Raw genomic sequence first — 15,683 nt, 5'->3', positions numbered from 1 at the left:
TAATCGGGTGCTTATTTATTCGCCAAAACTTTCTGGCTTTTATATTCTGAATAATTCAAAAACTTCCTTCCAATCCGCTCATCTGCTTTAAAAATGTCTGGATGAAACATGCAAGACAAAGCCTCTATACCTTCTACCAAAGTACCAACACTGGGTTGGGTAAACATATCAAAATCGGCAACGTATACTTGATTATTTTTAACTGCTTCCAAATCATTCCATCCTGGTTTTTGAATGAGAATTTCCATCTCCTCCATACTTCTAGAGACATCGAAACCGCATGGGGCAACAACTAAAACCTGAGGATTGTATTTTAAAATCTTTTCCCATTGATTAACAATAGAATCGCCAGCTGGGTTAGAAAGCATATCTACACCACCTGCGACCGCAATTTGGAAGGGAATCCAATGTCCACAATTATAAATCGGATCAATCCACTCCATTAACATTACACGCTTTAAGGGTGCTCTGTTTGCTCTTAATTTATCTAGAATATCGTCGGTTTTCTTTTGTAAGCCAGCCAAATAATTTAAAGCCACCTCTTCTTTTCCCAAAGCCTTTGCAATGGTTATTGCACACTCAAATACATCTTGCAAATTATTTGGCGATAATGGGACAAGCTTAGGTTGTTTGCTAAGTTTCATAACTGCAGTTTCCGTACATACGGTATCGATGTTACAGACCTCGCATATATCCTGCGTAAATACGATATCGGGAGAAATGCTCTCCAACAATTCATCATCAACCCAATACAGGCTTTTACCCTGTGCCTTTGATGCTGAAAATATCCTATCGATTTCTATACTTGTGTAATTTTTTCCTTCCAAAATACATCTCACAATTTTAGGAAGCGCATGAGCTTCTTTTGGGCACTCGAAAGTAACACCATATAAGTGGTCCTGTAAACCCATATCGTAAATCATCTTAGTAGCGGCAGGTAAAAAGGATACAACTTTCATGTAGGAACGAGATTAAACTGATTTAATTATAAAGTTAAAAAAAATCCCCTTTTGGATAAGCAAAAGAGGATTTATAAATTTATTAAACTGTAAATTACAGTTTTTGTGTCTGAAGTTTTAATACCGGATACTTGGCCTTTAAGATTTCGAAAGCTCCAAAAAGAATGGCTCCATAAATTACTGTTCCTTCTAAAAATCTAATCTCAAATGGAATCGCTTTTTCTAAGCATAACCAAAAACCAGCAAAATCCTGAGTGTAAGCTGGGTTTTTAAACCATACCGGAAAATCAGTTACAATCCAATGGATAAAAACAATTACCAATGTTGATGATAATAGTGTAACTGCATTAATATTTTTAAGCAAAATTCTGCCTACTAAAACCATTAACGCAAATGCACCATAAACCCAGTACCAGCCTTCGTATAAAAAGCCATTGCTGTACTTGCTAAAAATTGTTGTAGCTAAGATAAAATCGCTTAAGAAAAGACTTAATAGTGGAAAAGCAAATGCTTTAAAATTATCTTTAAAATATGCGCCACCAAATAATGCTACAGCACCTATTGAAGAAAAATTAGCGAATTGTAAAGCATCAGAATTAAAGGTAACCAGTAAACGGAAAGCCGTTAAAACCAATATCATCAATAATAATATCGCTGTACGTGGATTAAATTTTAAGTGTGACATGTTAGTTTTAAGTATTTATGATCAAGTATCTAGACTTGAATTTATATTAAAATCGAATACAAAGTTATTGTTTTCTAGTGGATATTAAAACTAACACCAGCATTAAAGTTAAAACCTAAACTGTTGTAACCAATAATTTCGTTATACTTTTCATTTAAAACGTTTTTAGCATCGAAGAAAATCTTAACGCTCTTTTTAGCCAAAGTGTATTCGGCATAAGCATTTAACAATTTATAAGCAGGCAAAGTTTCTACTTGATAGGTGCTAAAGTTACCATCGGTGCGGTTTCCAAAATATCTGTAATTAGCACTTACAAATAAATTTTCAGTAGCTTGAACACCTGCTGTTAAACCGAAAGTATGCTTTGGTCTACGAAATAGATAATCTGCAATTGCGTTATCTACAAAGTTAAATTCGTTTCCTTCTACATAAGAATAGTACCCATTAATATTAAAAATGCCAATTTTAACTGCTGGCTCTACCTCGAAACCTTTGGTTTTTTGGTTAATCTGGTTAATGTAACCTGCAGGATAAGCATAAATAATGGCATCTGTTAAATCTCGTTTAAAACCAGCTACTCTTAAAGTAAATTTCTCGTCGGCAAAATTAAAGTTTACGCCAGCCTCGTAATTTTGAGATTTTTCTGGCTTAAGATTCAAGTTTGCACCGAACTGGCCAAAAAGCATGCTTAAGGTTGGAATTTTGAATGCAGTTGATACCGTTCCAAAAAGCTTAACTTCTTTAATGATGTTGATACTTGGAGTGATGGTGTAAGTATAGTTTTCTCCATATTGCTCGTGTTTATTGTAACGACCACCAACTTCTAAATTGAACACACTTAAATCATGTAGAAATAACGATCCGTAAGCAGCAAAAATATTGGTTTCTGGTTTGTTTGTTCCAGATGTAAGTTTCATTACACGATTATCAATTCCCACTAATAAATCTAATTTGCTTCCCAGCTTTTGGTTATAAAATAAATCGATTAAAGAGATTTTACCTTGACCAATACTAGGAAACGAGGTATGAGAATCATTCAAAGTACTTTCATAGCTGTAGTTTAACGTAACTTTACCTGTGTTAAATTCGTATTTAGCATTTGTTCCGGCAGCAACATTTTTTAAAATAGAAAAGTTGTTTGCATCAGCAAAAGAACCACCATCAAAATTATAGTTGCCATGAAAATAACGCACAAATGGATTGATTGAGAAGTGCTTATCCAACTGGATTCCAAAATTGGCATTTACTCCATCACTTTTAAACCCATCTTTATCAAAAACTGTGGTATTTCCAACTGGGTTTGCAGCTTCCGAAATTCCGTCGGTTTTGTTGTGCGTATAGTTTATATTGTATGAAAAACCTTCAACTGCGCCATTTAAACCAATTGTACCTTTATACGTTTCGTAGCTACCAGCGCTTGCAACACCATAAACGGTATTTCCCTTTGGTCCACCTTTTTTAGTAACAATGTTGATTACCCCACCAATGGCATCCGAACCGTAAATAGTGGACTGTCCGCCTCTTAAGATCTCTATGTGATCAATCTGATCGATTGAAAACAAACGCAAATCGAAAGAACCGCCGTTTCCTGATGGATCATTCTGAACAATTCCATCAATTAAAACTACTGCGTAGGCACTTCCTGCACCTCTAAAAAATACAGATTTGTTTTGACCTGGATTGCTGCTTGCGCCTGCAACGATGATTCCTGCCTGCTCGCTAATTAATTCTGGAAGAGATTTACCATGACTGCGATCTAAGGTTTCTCTACTGATAATGGATACAACCTTACCTGTTTGAGATTGTTTCTGATCGTTTTTTGTTGCAGAAATTACAACATCTTTAAGTTTTAAAGTGTCTTGAGCACTAGCCAATTGACTAATGGTTAACTGCGCAAACCCTAGGCCAGCTACAATTAAAATTCTTTTTTTGTTCATTTGATTGTGAGTTTTACCCACAGCCAACAGATTAGAAAAGGAAATGAAAATACGTAAACGTTATGTACCTCAATCCTAGCTTCAATCCCCGAAAGCTATGAAATTATACGCTAAGGCAGGTCTTCTGACTTGCTCCCGATTTTTTCTACCTTCCCGTTGGTTAAACAGTGGCATTTAGATTGAAAAACCGTTAAAGAGCTTACAGCTGCGGGACAGTTGCAGAATTACACTGCATTCCCTTTTAATCCCGATTGTAAAGTCGGGAACCAAAAGCGCTGCAAAAGTAGTAAAATAAAGGAAACTGTAAAATGGATGTTGAATTATAACTTTATTCTATCAAAACTTTAACTTTAAAAATCAATCCTAAATCATGAACAAACTAGTTTTCTTTCTATTTTCTTTCGTTAGTTTATCGGCCATGGCACAAAAAACAGATACGGTTTTCTTGCAAAAATTAATGGAATCTAAACCGGAACTTTTTCAATCGGTATTAAACCATCCTGATAAAAATCAAATCCAAATTTTATACACCCAAGTAGATCGCGATTCTAAAAATGTGCTTCATTTTAAAACCTTTAGCTACAACCTGAACCCCAAACATTATTTCTATCCGGCCAGTACGGTTAAACTTGCTGCAGTAATCTTTGCTTTAGAGAAAGTAAATCGATTAAAATCTACAGGCTTAACCGCTAAAAGCACAATGATTACTGATAGTACTTACAAAGGTCAGACTAAAGTTTTAGCGGACACAAGTGCGAAAAGCAAATTACCTTCAATAGCGCACTACATTAAAAAGATTCTATTAACCAGCGATAATGATGCATTTAATAGATTATTTGAATTTATAGGCCGTGCAGAAATAAATGCTAAGCTTAAAAAAAATGGTTTAAATAATAGTAGAATCTTAAATCGTTTGGCAATTGGCGACGCTGGAGAATCGGCAAAACATACAAATCCAATAAAATTTTATAATGGAGATCAATTGGTTTATAACCAAGAAGCCCAATATGATGCAAACGAATATGATTTAGATTTAACCAATTTGGTTATGGGCAAGGGATATTTGGATAGTGCAGATAAATTGGTTGCAAAACCCTTTAGCTTAGCCAATAAGAATGCTTTCGCCATAAATGATCAACAAAAATTAATGCAAAAATTAATCTTTCCGGAAGCATTTCCAGCAAAAGATAGATTTAATTTAACGCCTAGCGATTACAAGTTGATTTATACTTATATGAGCAAATTTCCAACTGAAAGTGCGTACCCAAAATATGATCCTAAGGAGTTTTGGGCAACATATGCCAAGATGTTATATTATGGTAGAGAAAAGGATGCGGCATTAGACCCGAACATTAGAATTTTTAATAAATATGGAGACAGCTACGGTTACATTATAGACAATTCTTACTTTGTTGATTTTAAAAACGGGATTGAATATTTTTTAACGGCAGTTATTCAAAGTAATGAGGATGGAATTTTTAATGATAATAAATATGAGTACGATACGGTTTGTTTCCCTTTTATGAAAAATTTGGGTCGGACCATCTATGATGTTGAGCTAAAAAGAAATAAAGCGCACAAGCCTAATTTAAGCAAATATAAAATGGATTACGGGTGGTAACATCAAAATGCCTTGCAAACTAGCTGGTAACAATCAAGCAATGAACCAGATTGCAAACAACTTCTACGCTTTGTATGTTTATACGTCATGAAGAAATATTTTTATTCGCTCTGCATCATATTCCTCAGTTTTCAAGCTTTTGCGCAGCAAGATACAATGGCATATTCTGCTCAACGTGTTAAAGTAAATACATTATTGGCAGAGCGTAGCGCCAAATTTGGGCAATACGATGAAAGTTTAAATCAACGCACCGGAATATTTGGTTGGCAAACCAAACGCGATATTAAAAATTCCAATGAAATTCTACGCCAGGTTGTATTAACCGATAATAATATTTTCAAGGAGCTAAAAGTATTGATGGATTATAAGGATCTTCAAAATCAACAAAAAGTGGCTGTGGCCGATGACTCGCAAGAACGCATTGAAAATTATATGCGAACCATTAAAAAGCTACAGGAGCAAAACGCACAGTTAAAGGACGAGGCCAAGACTGGTAATAGAAACATATCCAATTACATCATCATTTTTTTGGTTCTGTTAATGGCTGGAGGATTTTATTTTTTCAATAAAAGAATAAAGCAATATGAAAAAAGGATTGTTTAAGGCTTTGGCAAAGATTAATAAACTGATATTGCCAAGCTTATATAAAAAAGACCCTAGTAAGCTTACCACACTTCAAAAAGCAATACTGGGTTATCGCTATTGGGTTTTAACGAAAGCTTTGGATTAGAAATATAAACCTCGTAGGTTTTTAAAACCTACGAGGTTTGGATAATAATTATTTCTTAAAATGCTCAATAATCAAAGTTGCCAGTTCTGTACCAATACGTTCCTGTGCTTCGTTAGTTGAAGCACCAATGTGTGGTGTTAAAGAAATTTTTGGATGTGTTAAAATTGCTGCTAGAGGTGTAGGCTCATTATCAAAAACATCTAAACCTGCAAAAGCAACTTTACCAGAATTTAATGCTTCAATTAAGGCTGGTTCATCTATGGTTCCGCCACGGGAACAGTTTACTATACCCACTCCATTTTTCATTTTACCAAACTCTTCTGCACCCAAAATTGGCTTATCGGCAAATGGAGTATGTAAACTGAAGAAATCACTACCGGCAATTACTTCATCTAATGAAACTGTTTTAATAGGAATACTCACTGATTGTCCACCTTGAAATTCTAAAGTGATTTCAGATTCCGATGGATATAAATCGTAAGCCAAAACGTTCATTCCTAAGCCCAAAGCTACTTTTGCAGTAGCACGACCGATACGGCCGAAACCTATAATACCAATTGTTTTACCACTTAATTCAGTTCCTTTTGCATAAGCTTTTTTAAGGTTGTTGAATTGAGTTGCACCGTCTACAGGCATTTTACGGTTAGCATCTTGCAAAAATCTAATGCCTGTAAATAAATGAGAAAAAACCAATTCAGCAACTGATAATGAAGATGCGGCTGGTGTATTTACAACTGCAACACCCTGACTGCGAGCATATTCAACATCAATGTTATCCATGCCAACTCCACCTCTACCAATTAATTTAATGTTTGGAACGGTATCAATCAATTCTTTTCTAACTTTTGTTGCACTGCGAACCGTGATGGCGTCATAGTTTTTTAAAGCTTCCGCCAATTGGTCTTGCGGAATGGTTTCCGTATCAACCTGAAAACCTGCTTTTTCTAATAATTCTTTACCGATTGGGTCTATCCCATCGTTTGCTAATATTTTAATCATATGTATGATTTCACTGATTAAATTGATTACACAGATTTAAATGCGAATCAATTATCGGTTAAAATTTAAATTAATTTGCTTTTGCCTGTTGCTCTTCAAATGACTGCATGGCGTCGATTAATGCATGAACGCTCGTAATTGGCAGGGCATTATACATCGAGGCACGGAAACCGCCAACACTTCTGTGTCCTTTAATACCCACTATACCTTGCTCTTCGGCAAATTTTAGGAAAGGTTTTTCCAGCTCTGCATTCTCCATTACGAAACAAATGTTCATTTTAGAACGATCTTCAACAGCACAAGTACCTTTAAACAAAGAATTTCGGTCAATTTCTCTGTAAAGTGCTTCAGCTTTTTGCTTGTTTTCTTTTTCGATTTCAGCAACACCACCTTTCGATTTTAACCAACGAAGGTTTAATAAAGCCACATAAATAGAGAAAACTGGTGGCGTGTTGTACATTGAATCGTTATCAATGTGAGATTGATAGTTCAACATAGACGGATTTTTACGGTCGATTTTGCCAAGTGCATCATTTTTTACGATCACAATTGTTAATCCCGCCGGACCGATATTTTTCTGTGCTCCCGCGTAAATTAAATCGAATTTCGAAACATCAATTACACGGCTCATAATATCCGATGACATATCGCAAACTATAGGAACGCTCGTCTCAGGAACATCAAAAAGCTCTGTTCCGTAAATGGTATTGTTCGAAGTATAGTGGAAATAAGCACTATCCGCAGGGATTTCGAAATCTTTTGGAATAAAGGTATAGTTCGAATCTTTTGATGATGCTACAACATTAACATTGCCCACAAATTTAGCTTCCTTTAAAGCTTTGGTCGCCCAAACGCCAGAATCTAAATAACTTGCAGTTTGTCCATCGCCTAATAAATTCATCGGAACCATTGCAAATTGCAAACTCGCACCGCCCTGTAAAAATAAAACGGAATAACCCGATGGCACATTTAATAATTCTTTTACCAACTTATCCGCTTCAGCAACAACGGCCTCAAACTCGGTTGTTCTGTGCGAAATTTCTAAAATCGATAATCCATCGTTAAAATCTAAAACTGCCTGTGCAGCTTGTTTAAACACTTCTTGAGGTAAAATACAAGGGCCTGCGCCAAAATTATGCTTCATGTTATTATTTAATGTTTTATGGCGGTAAATGTAAAATTTTTAAAGCAGTTCTGCCTACAAAATCGTATCATAAAAAATTAAATTTCGTTAAAAATCTAACCGAAATCAGTGGTTTTATTGCAGTTTTTGTAATTAAAACGTTTAACCTAATTTTGAGCATTTAATTTAGTAGAAAAGCAAAAACAGTGGTCTTTTGGTTACAGTGGTCCCGCCATACGCTTCAATCTTTTTCAAACCTATAAGGTTTTTGAAAACCTTATAGGTTTAATCAAAAGTATTTTCGCTTTTGTCGGGTTTAGATTACTCTGGGTTTGTAATTCTTAGGATGGCTTTCCATACAAGTTTTATAATTTGGCTAAAGCCTTAATCGGCAATTAAAGAAACAGTCAGCTAAAGCAGACTGCAATGAATAGCCTAATTCACAAGCCAGATGAATATTCATTGCCGTTGGTTTCTACCGCTAGTAGTAGCCAACAATGGTTTAGCGAGATTCCTATTCATTACCGTTGGTTTCAACCAACGGATATTAAAGCATCTAAATCCTAAGTTAATCCTGGTTAATTTTTCAACTTAACAATTAACTTCAAATTAAATTGTCTTCCTGTTAAATAATTTGGAATTGCATACTGAACGTTATCCACATCTTTCAGCCATAAATAAGAAACGGTGTTATCAATATTCAGCATATTAAATACCTCAAAAAAGAGAATTACCGAGCTGAAATTTTTATCCAAAAATTTAGGCTTGTGTAATGCGGCGTCATCAAGAAAATCTTTAGAGAAACCAATATCAACACGTTTATAAGATGGGATAAAAAACTTATCTAAATATCTTGCTGTTTGCGAGGGACCAATGGGCAATCTAGAACCGTAAAGTGCATTAAGGTGCACTTTATAGGTGGGACTATTTAGCAATCTATCTTGAAAGAAAATAGAAAAATTTACACGCTGATCGGTTGGTCGTTTTAGGTATCCAGGATAAATAGTTGTGCCATTTTGAATATAGCTATCATTAATAATATCTTCATTAGCGTGCATCACCGACAGTCTAAAATATGAAACCATATCTTTTACAAACTCCCCCCCTATACTAAAATCAGCACCATAGGCATACCCTCTTGAAACTTCATTAGCTAAGTATTTAATTCTCAGATTATCAATTTTGTAAGGTATTAACCGATCAGAATATTTAAAATAAGCTTCCGAAGTGAACTTTAAACGGGTTCCAAAAGCATCAAAAGCGTAATCGTAACCAAGGGATGTGTTGTAAGAACTTTGCGCTTTTTGTTTTATATTCAAAATGCCAGAAAAATCGCGAATTGTTCTATATGATGGAGGTTGCTTATAAACACCTGCGGTAAATCTTAAAATTTTGTTATTTGAATTCGGCCGGTAAGCAATTAACATTCTCGGGCTAATTAACAATTGCTCGCTTAAAGAACTGTATGTTGCACGGGCGCCCAACTGTAGTTCGGCATAATTTGAAAGTGAATAACTATCTTGAATATATGCGCTATAATTTTTAATATCGATATTATTCTCCACGTTGATTACATTCTGTAGAGAAATGTTCTTTGAATTATTTGGCAATATGAAGCCTGCAGAATCAGTATAATTGTATTCGTTTAAATGATCATTATATTTTGATTTATCAAATTTTAGCCCCCAAGAGAAAACATGATTGTTAAAATTCTGATCCACTTTGATTTCAGAAGCCAAAATTTGAGTGTTTAAACTGTTTCTACCGTAGTTGTAATAACTTCCTACACCTCTGTTTTTGTTAACTACTCCAAAGTTTTCGCCTGAAAAGGTGTTATCTACTTCATCGAATATGTAACTTCCATCAATATCAAAACGCTCGCGTTCTATGGTACTGAAATAACTATTTATAAACTTTATAACCAGATTTGGCTCAGGTAAAAATGTTGCGGTTATAGCAGACCCGGTTGTTTGGTAATCGTCTATTTCCTGCCCTTCATAATCTACATTAAGCCTTAAAGTTGTACTTAAGGTGCCAAATTTTGTTTCCCGATTTTCCGGAACCAATTTAAATTGCCCTAAGTTTAGATTTCCCAAAAAGCTTAAATTAAATTTAGGAGAAAAATTATACTGATACATGATTTGCGCATCGGCAAAATCAGGATTGTAACTTCCCTTTTCATCTTGCTTTATGAGTACGCTTGAATTGTTTTTATATCTTAATCCCACCAAAAGAAAACTATTTTTAAATAATCTCTTTGTTGATAAAGAGGTATTTAAAAAACTGGTGCTTAAAATTGTTTGATTGCTATCGGGTTTATCGTATTTGATATCCAAAACAGATGACAGCTTATCACCATATCTTGCCTCGAAGCCTCCTGCAGAAAACTTGGCCTTGCTAATTAAATCGCTATTTATATAACTTAGGCCCTCCTGCTGGCCATTCCGAATTAATATTGGACGATTAATTTCGACATCGTTGATATAAATGAGATTTTCATCAAAATTTCCCCCTCTAACGCTGTACTGAGCACTTAATTCGTTGTTGGTAGAAACCCCAGGTAAAGTTTTAAGCATGGTTTCAAAGTTCCCAGAAACCAAGGGCATAGATGGAACATCAGCAATATTTAAGGTTGTTGTATTACTAAGCTGGTTTTGTTTATCGGTAATATTGACTTGCTCAAGTTCATTAATATTTGCAATTAAAGTAACCGGTTGATTTATTCTAGCACCAGAACGCTCACTAAACTTCAAAGTTTGGTGCTGATATCCCAGTAAGGAATATTTTATGTTAAAGTTTTTGGTCTTTGAGTAAATTGTATAAACGCCAAATTCATCTGTTACGGTAGATTGCGCCTGACCCAAAACAATAACCGTTACTTGAGCTAAGGGTAATTTTTCTTCATTATAAACAATTCCCGATACCCTAACTAGAGGTTGCGCTACAGCTAGACTGCAACCAGCAATTAACAGAAAAAGGATTAGCCTTAATTTGAGCATTGGTTAGTATCAAAATGAAGATTAAGTATCAAGGCTTTTAGCTATTAGCAGCCCGCCCCAAATAACCGATTCTACAGTTAAACATTTAAGCTACTGCTAAATAAGCTTTTCATTTTAGAAATGGTTTCTGTAGGATTATCGGATACAAAAATTGCATTTCCGGCTACGAAGGCATTAGCACCTGCTGATACTAATGTACCAATATTTTGTAAACCTACACCACCGTCAACCTCTATAATTAAATCTTCATTTTTACCTTGAATCAACCTTTTTAAATCCTGAATTTTCTTATAGGTATTATGAATAAACTGTTGTCCACCAAAACCTGGATTAACAGACATAATCAATACTAAATCCAAATCTTCAATAATATCATTCAAAAAAGCAACTGGGGTGTGCGGATTTAAAGCGACCCCAGCTTTACATCCGGATGCTTTAATTAACTGAATGGTTCTATGTAGATGAGTACAGGCTTCGTAATGAACCGTAATTCTATCGGCTCCTGCCTTTGCAAATTCAGGAATAAATTTATCGGGTTCCACAATCATTAAATGAACATCTAATGGTTTGGTAGCGTGTTTTTTAACTGCGGATAATATAGGAAAACCAAAAGAAATATTCGGCACAAAAACACCATCCATTACATCAACATGAAACCAATCGGCATCACTTTGATTAATCATTTCGATATCGCGTTGTAAATTGCCGAAATCGGCCGAAAGTATGGATGGGGCAATGATGTATTTCATTTTAATTTATGGTTTTTGTCATTGCGAGAAACGAAGCAATCTTAATGCTTTGGCGAATCATAAAGGAGATTACTTCGATCCTCGCAATGACGATGTGTTTATATAATTTTACCAACAATGCAAGTTACAAAATCATTTCAAACTTAATTATATCTCAACAAAAAACCCTCTCAGTAAAAGTTGAAAGGGTTTTGACTTTATCTTAATTTAATTTCGAGTGCTTGCCCATCTCTCGTAATTTCTACAAACTCTTCAATCCTATCTGTGTAGTTATTGGTGTAACTCTGATATTCATAATAATCAGTTTGTCCGCCATAATTATTATATCCTGTACCACGGTAAACCGGTGTTGTACCCGACCGTGAGTAACTCGCAAAAGACTGGATAAAATATTTACCGGGTTTCATCTTATTAAATTTAAATCTTCCATATTCATCTGTTTGAACGGTAATTCTCCATCTAAAAGCCTCTTGGGACATGTAAACACTCGTTTTCTTATTTTCTTCTTTCTTTCTTAACCGATACCATTCTTCAAAATACGTGGTAACAGGAAATAGGGTTACGGTAACATTAGTTGCCAAAATTTTAGGTGCCAATGGTGCCTTGTAACCGAAAGATGATTTAGGCTTTGTAAAAGCTACGCCTTCAATACTCGATGTCCCTAACGCCAGCATGCTTTTGGCTTGGAGTGAATCAAAAGGAACCTGTGGATAGTAAGCTGCCTTTTGTGCATTTGCTTTCAAAATTGTGGATGTAATGATTAGGGATAGAATAAGAATTTGTAATTTTTTCATAAGCCGGATTAAAATTTGATTTTTGAAATTGTATTTATATCATTACATAATTAAACTATTTGGGAATAAAAAACAACATAATGAAAAATTATATCTGCACAGTATTGCTTATTTTCATTTATACCATTGCTTACTCGCAAAAGGAAAAACCCTGTGGCATGAAAGATGGATTACAAGAGGGAACTTGCAAGCAATTTTACAGCAATGGTAAACCCAGCTTAATTGAAAATTGGAAAAAGGGTAAAAGAGAGGGTATTGCCAATTATTATTACGAAAACGGGCAATTAAAGGCAACAGGCAATTTTACTAAAGATAAAAGAAACGGCGAATGGAAATACTTTTATGAAAACGGAATTTTAGAGGCTGATGAATTTTATGTTTATCGTGATTTTGCAGAATTAAAAGAGGGCAATTTTAAAAAGTTTTTTAAAAACGGCAAGCTGAATGAAAACTGCTTTTATGTAGATGATAAGTTAGAGGGAAACTACACATTATACTTCGACAACGGAGGCATATCACAACAAGGTACCTATCGAAACGATAAACAAGAAGGGAATTGGAAGAGCTTTTTCGAAAGTGGAAAACCGAAATGTGAATCTACTTATGTAAATGGCAACAAAGAAGGAACCAGAATCTGTAAAGATGAAAAGGGTAAAGTTGTCAGTGAAGAAGTTTATAAAAATGGCGTTAAAATAAAGTAGTTCCATAACAAAAAACCCTTTCAGTATAAAAACTGAAAGGGTTTTTAATTAGCTAATTAGCACATTAGTGAATTAGCTAATTGAATTAAGCTTGTGGCGCAGCTGGTTTTTCAGGTCTTGGTAATAAAACTTTACGAGAAAGCTTCATTTTACCTTGTTTATCGATGTCTAATAATTTAACCTCGATTTTATCACCTTCTTTCAAAACACCATCCATAGTTTCTAAACGTTCCCATGAAATTTCAGAGATATGCAATAAACCATCTTTACCCGGCATAACCTCAACAAATGCTCCAAATGGCATAATTGATTTTACTTTACCTTGGTAAACTTCACCAATTTCTGGTTTAGCTACGATGTTACGGATTCGGGTAACTGCAGCGTCAATAGCTGCTTTATTATCAGCAAAAACTTCTACGATACCTTTACCATCAACTTCTTCGATAGAGATTGAAGCACCAGTTTCGCGTTGCATTTCCTGGATAATTTTACCTCCTGGGCCGATAATTGCACCAATAAATTCTTTCTCAATAGTTAAAGAAACAATACGTGGAGCATGTGGTTTATAATCTTCATTCGGCCGGCTGATCGTTTTCTTCATCTCGTTTAAGATGTGTAAACGACCTTCTTTAGCCTGTAATAAAGCTTTTGTTAAAACTTCGTATGATAAACCATTGATTTTTAAGTCCATTTGACAAGCAACAATACCGTGTTCAGTACCAGTTACTTTAAAGTCCATATCACCTAAGTGGTCTTCATCACCTAAAATATCAGAAAGGATTGCAAATTTACCAGTTTTCTCATCTGTAATTAAACCCATTGCAATACCAGATACTGGCGATTTGATTTTAATACCTGCATCCATCAATGCTAATGTACCCGCACAAACAGTTGCCATTGATGACGAACCGTTAGATTCTAAGATATCAGAAACGATACGAATGGTATAAGGATTTGCCTCACCTTGTGGCAATACTTTTTTCAATGAACGTTGCGCTAAAGCACCGTGACCAATTTCACGACGACCTGCACCTCTGTTCGGTCTAACCTCTCCGGTTGAGAAACCAGGGAAATTATAGTGTAATAAGAATTTGTTGTAACCGTTGAAGAAAGCACCATCAATCATTTGCTCATCATCTTTGCTACCTAAAGTAACCGATGTTAACGATTGAGTTTCGCCACGCGTAAATACTGCCGAACCGTGAGCAGCAGGTAAATAACCAACTTCGCTCCAGATAGGGCGAATTTCCGTAGTCTTACGACCATCTAAACGAATGCCTTCATCTAATAACAGATTTCTAATTGCATCGTACTGAACATCATGGTAATAATGTTTAGCCATTGCTTTAGTTAAATCTGCAGTATCTTCTGGCATAGCCTCGAAAAACTCATTGATAATAGCCGTGAAACCTTCTTTACGAACATCTTTATTGCCACCAGCTTTCGCTACAGCATAAACTTTATCGTAAGTATCAGCATAAACCTTTGCTTTTAAATCAGCATCATGGTCTTCGTGGTTATATTCACGTTTTATAGTTTTGCCAGTAGCTTCAGTCAATTCAACCTGAACAGCACATTGAACTTTAATTGCATCATGCGCAAATTTTAAAGCTTCAACCATTTCATCTTCTTGAATTTCGTCGCACTCACCCTCAACCATACCGATATCGTTAGCCGAACCAGCAACCATAAACTCTAAAGTTGCACGCTCTAAATCGCTAGCTAATGGATTAATTACCAATTTACCATCAATTTTTGCAACACGCACTTCAGAAATAGGACCGTTGAAAGGAATATCAGAAACTGATAATGCAGCAGATGCGGCTAAACCTGCCAAACAATCCGGCATAATATCTTTATCAGCAGAGATTAAAGAAATCATCACCTGCGTATCAGAGTGATAATCACTTGGGAACATTGGGCGTAAAGCTCTATCAACCAAACGAGAGATTAAAACCTCATAGTCAGATAATCTTGCTTCACGACGTAAAAAGCCTCCTGGAATACGGCCGGTTGCCGCATATTTTTCTTGATAATCAACCGATAAAGGTAAAAAATCAGTACCTGGTTTAGCACCAACAGTAGATACAACTGTTGCTAACAACATCGTATCGCCCATTTTTACTACAACCGAACCATCAGCTTGTTTAGCCAATTTACCAGTTTCGATTTCTACAATTCTGCCATCGCCCAAATCGAACGATTTTTTTATTACATTCATTTAAATAGAATTATGGTGTGTTTTCCTCTTTCTACACACCGTTGTTTATATATGTTTTTGTTTTTGCAAACCAAGGTAAACTTTAGATTTACCGCAATTTCAATAACTTGTTGTAAAGCTAATGAAAATTAAAAAGCCATTCCCTAAAGAATGGCTCTTGTTGAT

14 protein-coding genes and 1 riboswitch are annotated in these 15,683 nt (G+C 35.2%); of the genes, 5 read left to right on the top strand and 9 right to left on the bottom strand.

The window, feature by feature from the left end; all coding sequences use genetic code 11:
- Positions 1-11 precede the first annotated feature (11 nt).
- The 3 genes from DF947_RS02210 to DF947_RS02200 all read right to left on the bottom strand — a co-directional run bounded on the left by DF947_RS02210 (position 12) and on the right by DF947_RS02200 (position 3,581).
- A complete protein-coding gene (locus DF947_RS02210) occupies positions 12-959 on the bottom strand; it encodes an ABC transporter substrate-binding protein (protein ID WP_109928045.1) in 948 nt (315 codons plus the stop codon).
- Positions 960-1,053: 94 nt separating this feature from the next.
- On the bottom strand, positions 1,054-1,644 hold the full coding sequence (locus tag DF947_RS02205; RefSeq protein ID WP_109928044.1) for a DUF6580 family putative transport protein: 591 nt from the start codon (positions 1,642-1,644) through the stop codon (positions 1,054-1,056).
- 74 nt (positions 1,645-1,718) lie between these two features.
- On the bottom strand, positions 1,719-3,581 hold the full coding sequence (locus DF947_RS02200; RefSeq protein ID WP_109928043.1) for a TonB-dependent receptor plug domain-containing protein: 1,863 nt from the start codon (positions 3,579-3,581) through the stop codon (positions 1,719-1,721).
- Between the two features lie 97 nt (positions 3,582-3,678).
- A riboswitch (cobalamin riboswitch) is annotated at positions 3,679-3,867 on the bottom strand.
- 84 nt (positions 3,868-3,951) lie between these two features.
- Between DF947_RS02200 and DF947_RS02195 the strand changes: the two genes are divergently transcribed.
- From DF947_RS02195 to DF947_RS22355, 3 genes are all read left to right on the top strand, one after another.
- Positions 3,952-5,202 (top strand): serine hydrolase, encoded by a 1,251-nt coding sequence (locus tag DF947_RS02195; protein ID WP_109928042.1) that lies wholly within the window; start codon positions 3,952-3,954, stop codon positions 5,200-5,202.
- An 87-nt stretch (positions 5,203-5,289) separates the two neighbouring features.
- Positions 5,290-5,805 carry a hypothetical protein gene (locus DF947_RS02190; RefSeq protein WP_109928041.1) on the top strand — a complete coding sequence of 172 codons (516 nt, stop codon included), beginning with the start codon at positions 5,290-5,292 and terminating at the stop codon, positions 5,803-5,805.
- Positions 5,786-5,932, top strand: coding sequence for a hypothetical protein (locus DF947_RS22355; RefSeq protein ID WP_167397990.1), 147 nt, complete (start codon positions 5,786-5,788; stop codon positions 5,930-5,932). Before DF947_RS02190 ends, DF947_RS22355 begins: the two co-directional genes overlap by 20 nt.
- Positions 5,933-5,980: 48 nt before the next feature.
- Here DF947_RS22355 and DF947_RS02185 read toward each other — a convergent pair whose 3' ends face one another.
- A complete protein-coding gene (locus DF947_RS02185) occupies positions 5,981-6,931 on the bottom strand; it encodes a D-2-hydroxyacid dehydrogenase (RefSeq protein ID WP_205940721.1) in 951 nt (316 codons plus the stop codon).
- 70 nt (positions 6,932-7,001) lie between these two features.
- On the bottom strand, positions 7,002-8,075 hold the full coding sequence (gene serC / locus DF947_RS02180; protein ID WP_109928040.1) for a 3-phosphoserine/phosphohydroxythreonine transaminase: 1,074 nt from the start codon (positions 8,073-8,075) through the stop codon (positions 7,002-7,004).
- A 405-nt stretch (positions 8,076-8,480) separates the two neighbouring features.
- On the opposite strand from serC, the gene DF947_RS22160 reads away from it, so the two are divergent.
- Positions 8,481-8,621 (top strand): hypothetical protein, encoded by a 141-nt coding sequence (locus DF947_RS22160; RefSeq protein ID WP_158526216.1) that lies wholly within the window; start codon positions 8,481-8,483, stop codon positions 8,619-8,621.
- A gap of 11 nt (positions 8,622-8,632) precedes the next feature.
- Here the strand turns inward: DF947_RS22160 and DF947_RS02175 are convergent, their stop codons facing one another.
- The 3 genes from DF947_RS02175 to DF947_RS02160 all read right to left on the bottom strand — a co-directional run bounded on the left by DF947_RS02175 (position 8,633) and on the right by DF947_RS02160 (position 12,596).
- Positions 8,633-11,053 carry a TonB-dependent receptor gene (locus tag DF947_RS02175; protein ID WP_109928039.1) on the bottom strand — a complete coding sequence of 807 codons (2,421 nt, stop codon included), beginning with the start codon at positions 11,051-11,053 and terminating at the stop codon, positions 8,633-8,635.
- Between the two features lie 77 nt (positions 11,054-11,130).
- Positions 11,131-11,802: a ribulose-phosphate 3-epimerase gene (rpe, locus tag DF947_RS02170; RefSeq protein ID WP_109928038.1), complete on the bottom strand. Its 672-nt coding sequence runs from the start codon at positions 11,800-11,802 to the stop codon at positions 11,131-11,133.
- 197 nt (positions 11,803-11,999) lie between these two features.
- A complete protein-coding gene (locus DF947_RS02160; protein WP_109928036.1) occupies positions 12,000-12,596 on the bottom strand; it encodes a hypothetical protein in 597 nt (198 codons plus the stop codon).
- Positions 12,597-12,676: 80 nt separating this feature from the next.
- On the opposite strand from DF947_RS02160, the gene DF947_RS02155 reads away from it, so the two are divergent.
- Complete coding sequence (locus tag DF947_RS02155) at positions 12,677-13,297, top strand: toxin-antitoxin system YwqK family antitoxin (RefSeq protein WP_109928035.1); 621 nt, start codon at positions 12,677-12,679, stop codon at positions 13,295-13,297.
- A gap of 85 nt (positions 13,298-13,382) precedes the next feature.
- Here the strand turns inward: DF947_RS02155 and pnp are convergent, their stop codons facing one another.
- Complete coding sequence (pnp, locus tag DF947_RS02150; protein WP_109928034.1) at positions 13,383-15,518, bottom strand: polyribonucleotide nucleotidyltransferase; 2,136 nt, start codon at positions 15,516-15,518, stop codon at positions 13,383-13,385.
- Positions 15,519-15,683 lie beyond the last annotated feature (165 nt).

The sequence above is a fragment of the Pedobacter paludis genome, assembly GCF_003173575.1.
GTDB lineage: Bacteria > Bacteroidota > Bacteroidia > Sphingobacteriales > Sphingobacteriaceae > Pedobacter > Pedobacter paludis.
This window is presented reverse-complemented; position numbering and strand designations above follow the sequence as displayed.

Coding starts and splice junctions, on each gene's coding strand:
- DF947_RS02210 (WP_109928045.1), bottom strand. CDS start 959: ATGAAAGTTGTATCCTTTTTACCTGCCGCTACTAAGATGATTTACGAT.
- DF947_RS02205 (WP_109928044.1), bottom strand. CDS start 1,644: ATGTCACACTTAAAATTTAATCCACGTACAGCGATATTATTATTGATG.
- DF947_RS02200 (WP_109928043.1), bottom strand. CDS start 3,581: ATGAACAAAAAAAGAATTTTAATTGTAGCTGGCCTAGGGTTTGCGCAG.
- DF947_RS02195 (WP_109928042.1), top strand. CDS start 3,952: ATGAACAAACTAGTTTTCTTTCTATTTTCTTTCGTTAGTTTATCGGCC.
- DF947_RS02190 (WP_109928041.1), top strand. CDS start 5,290: ATGAAGAAATATTTTTATTCGCTCTGCATCATATTCCTCAGTTTTCAA.
- DF947_RS22355 (WP_167397990.1), top strand. CDS start 5,786: ATGAAAAAAGGATTGTTTAAGGCTTTGGCAAAGATTAATAAACTGATA.
- DF947_RS02185 (WP_205940721.1), bottom strand. CDS start 6,931: ATGATTAAAATATTAGCAAACGATGGGATAGACCCAATCGGTAAAGAA.
- serC (WP_109928040.1), bottom strand. CDS start 8,075: ATGAAGCATAATTTTGGCGCAGGCCCTTGTATTTTACCTCAAGAAGTG.
- DF947_RS22160 (WP_158526216.1), top strand. CDS start 8,481: ATGAATAGCCTAATTCACAAGCCAGATGAATATTCATTGCCGTTGGTT.
- DF947_RS02175 (WP_109928039.1), bottom strand. CDS start 11,053: ATGCTCAAATTAAGGCTAATCCTTTTTCTGTTAATTGCTGGTTGCAGT.
- rpe (WP_109928038.1), bottom strand. CDS start 11,802: ATGAAATACATCATTGCCCCATCCATACTTTCGGCCGATTTCGGCAAT.
- DF947_RS02160 (WP_109928036.1), bottom strand. CDS start 12,596: ATGAAAAAATTACAAATTCTTATTCTATCCCTAATCATTACATCCACA.
- DF947_RS02155 (WP_109928035.1), top strand. CDS start 12,677: ATGAAAAATTATATCTGCACAGTATTGCTTATTTTCATTTATACCATT.
- pnp (WP_109928034.1), bottom strand. CDS start 15,518: ATGAATGTAATAAAAAAATCGTTCGATTTGGGCGATGGCAGAATTGTA.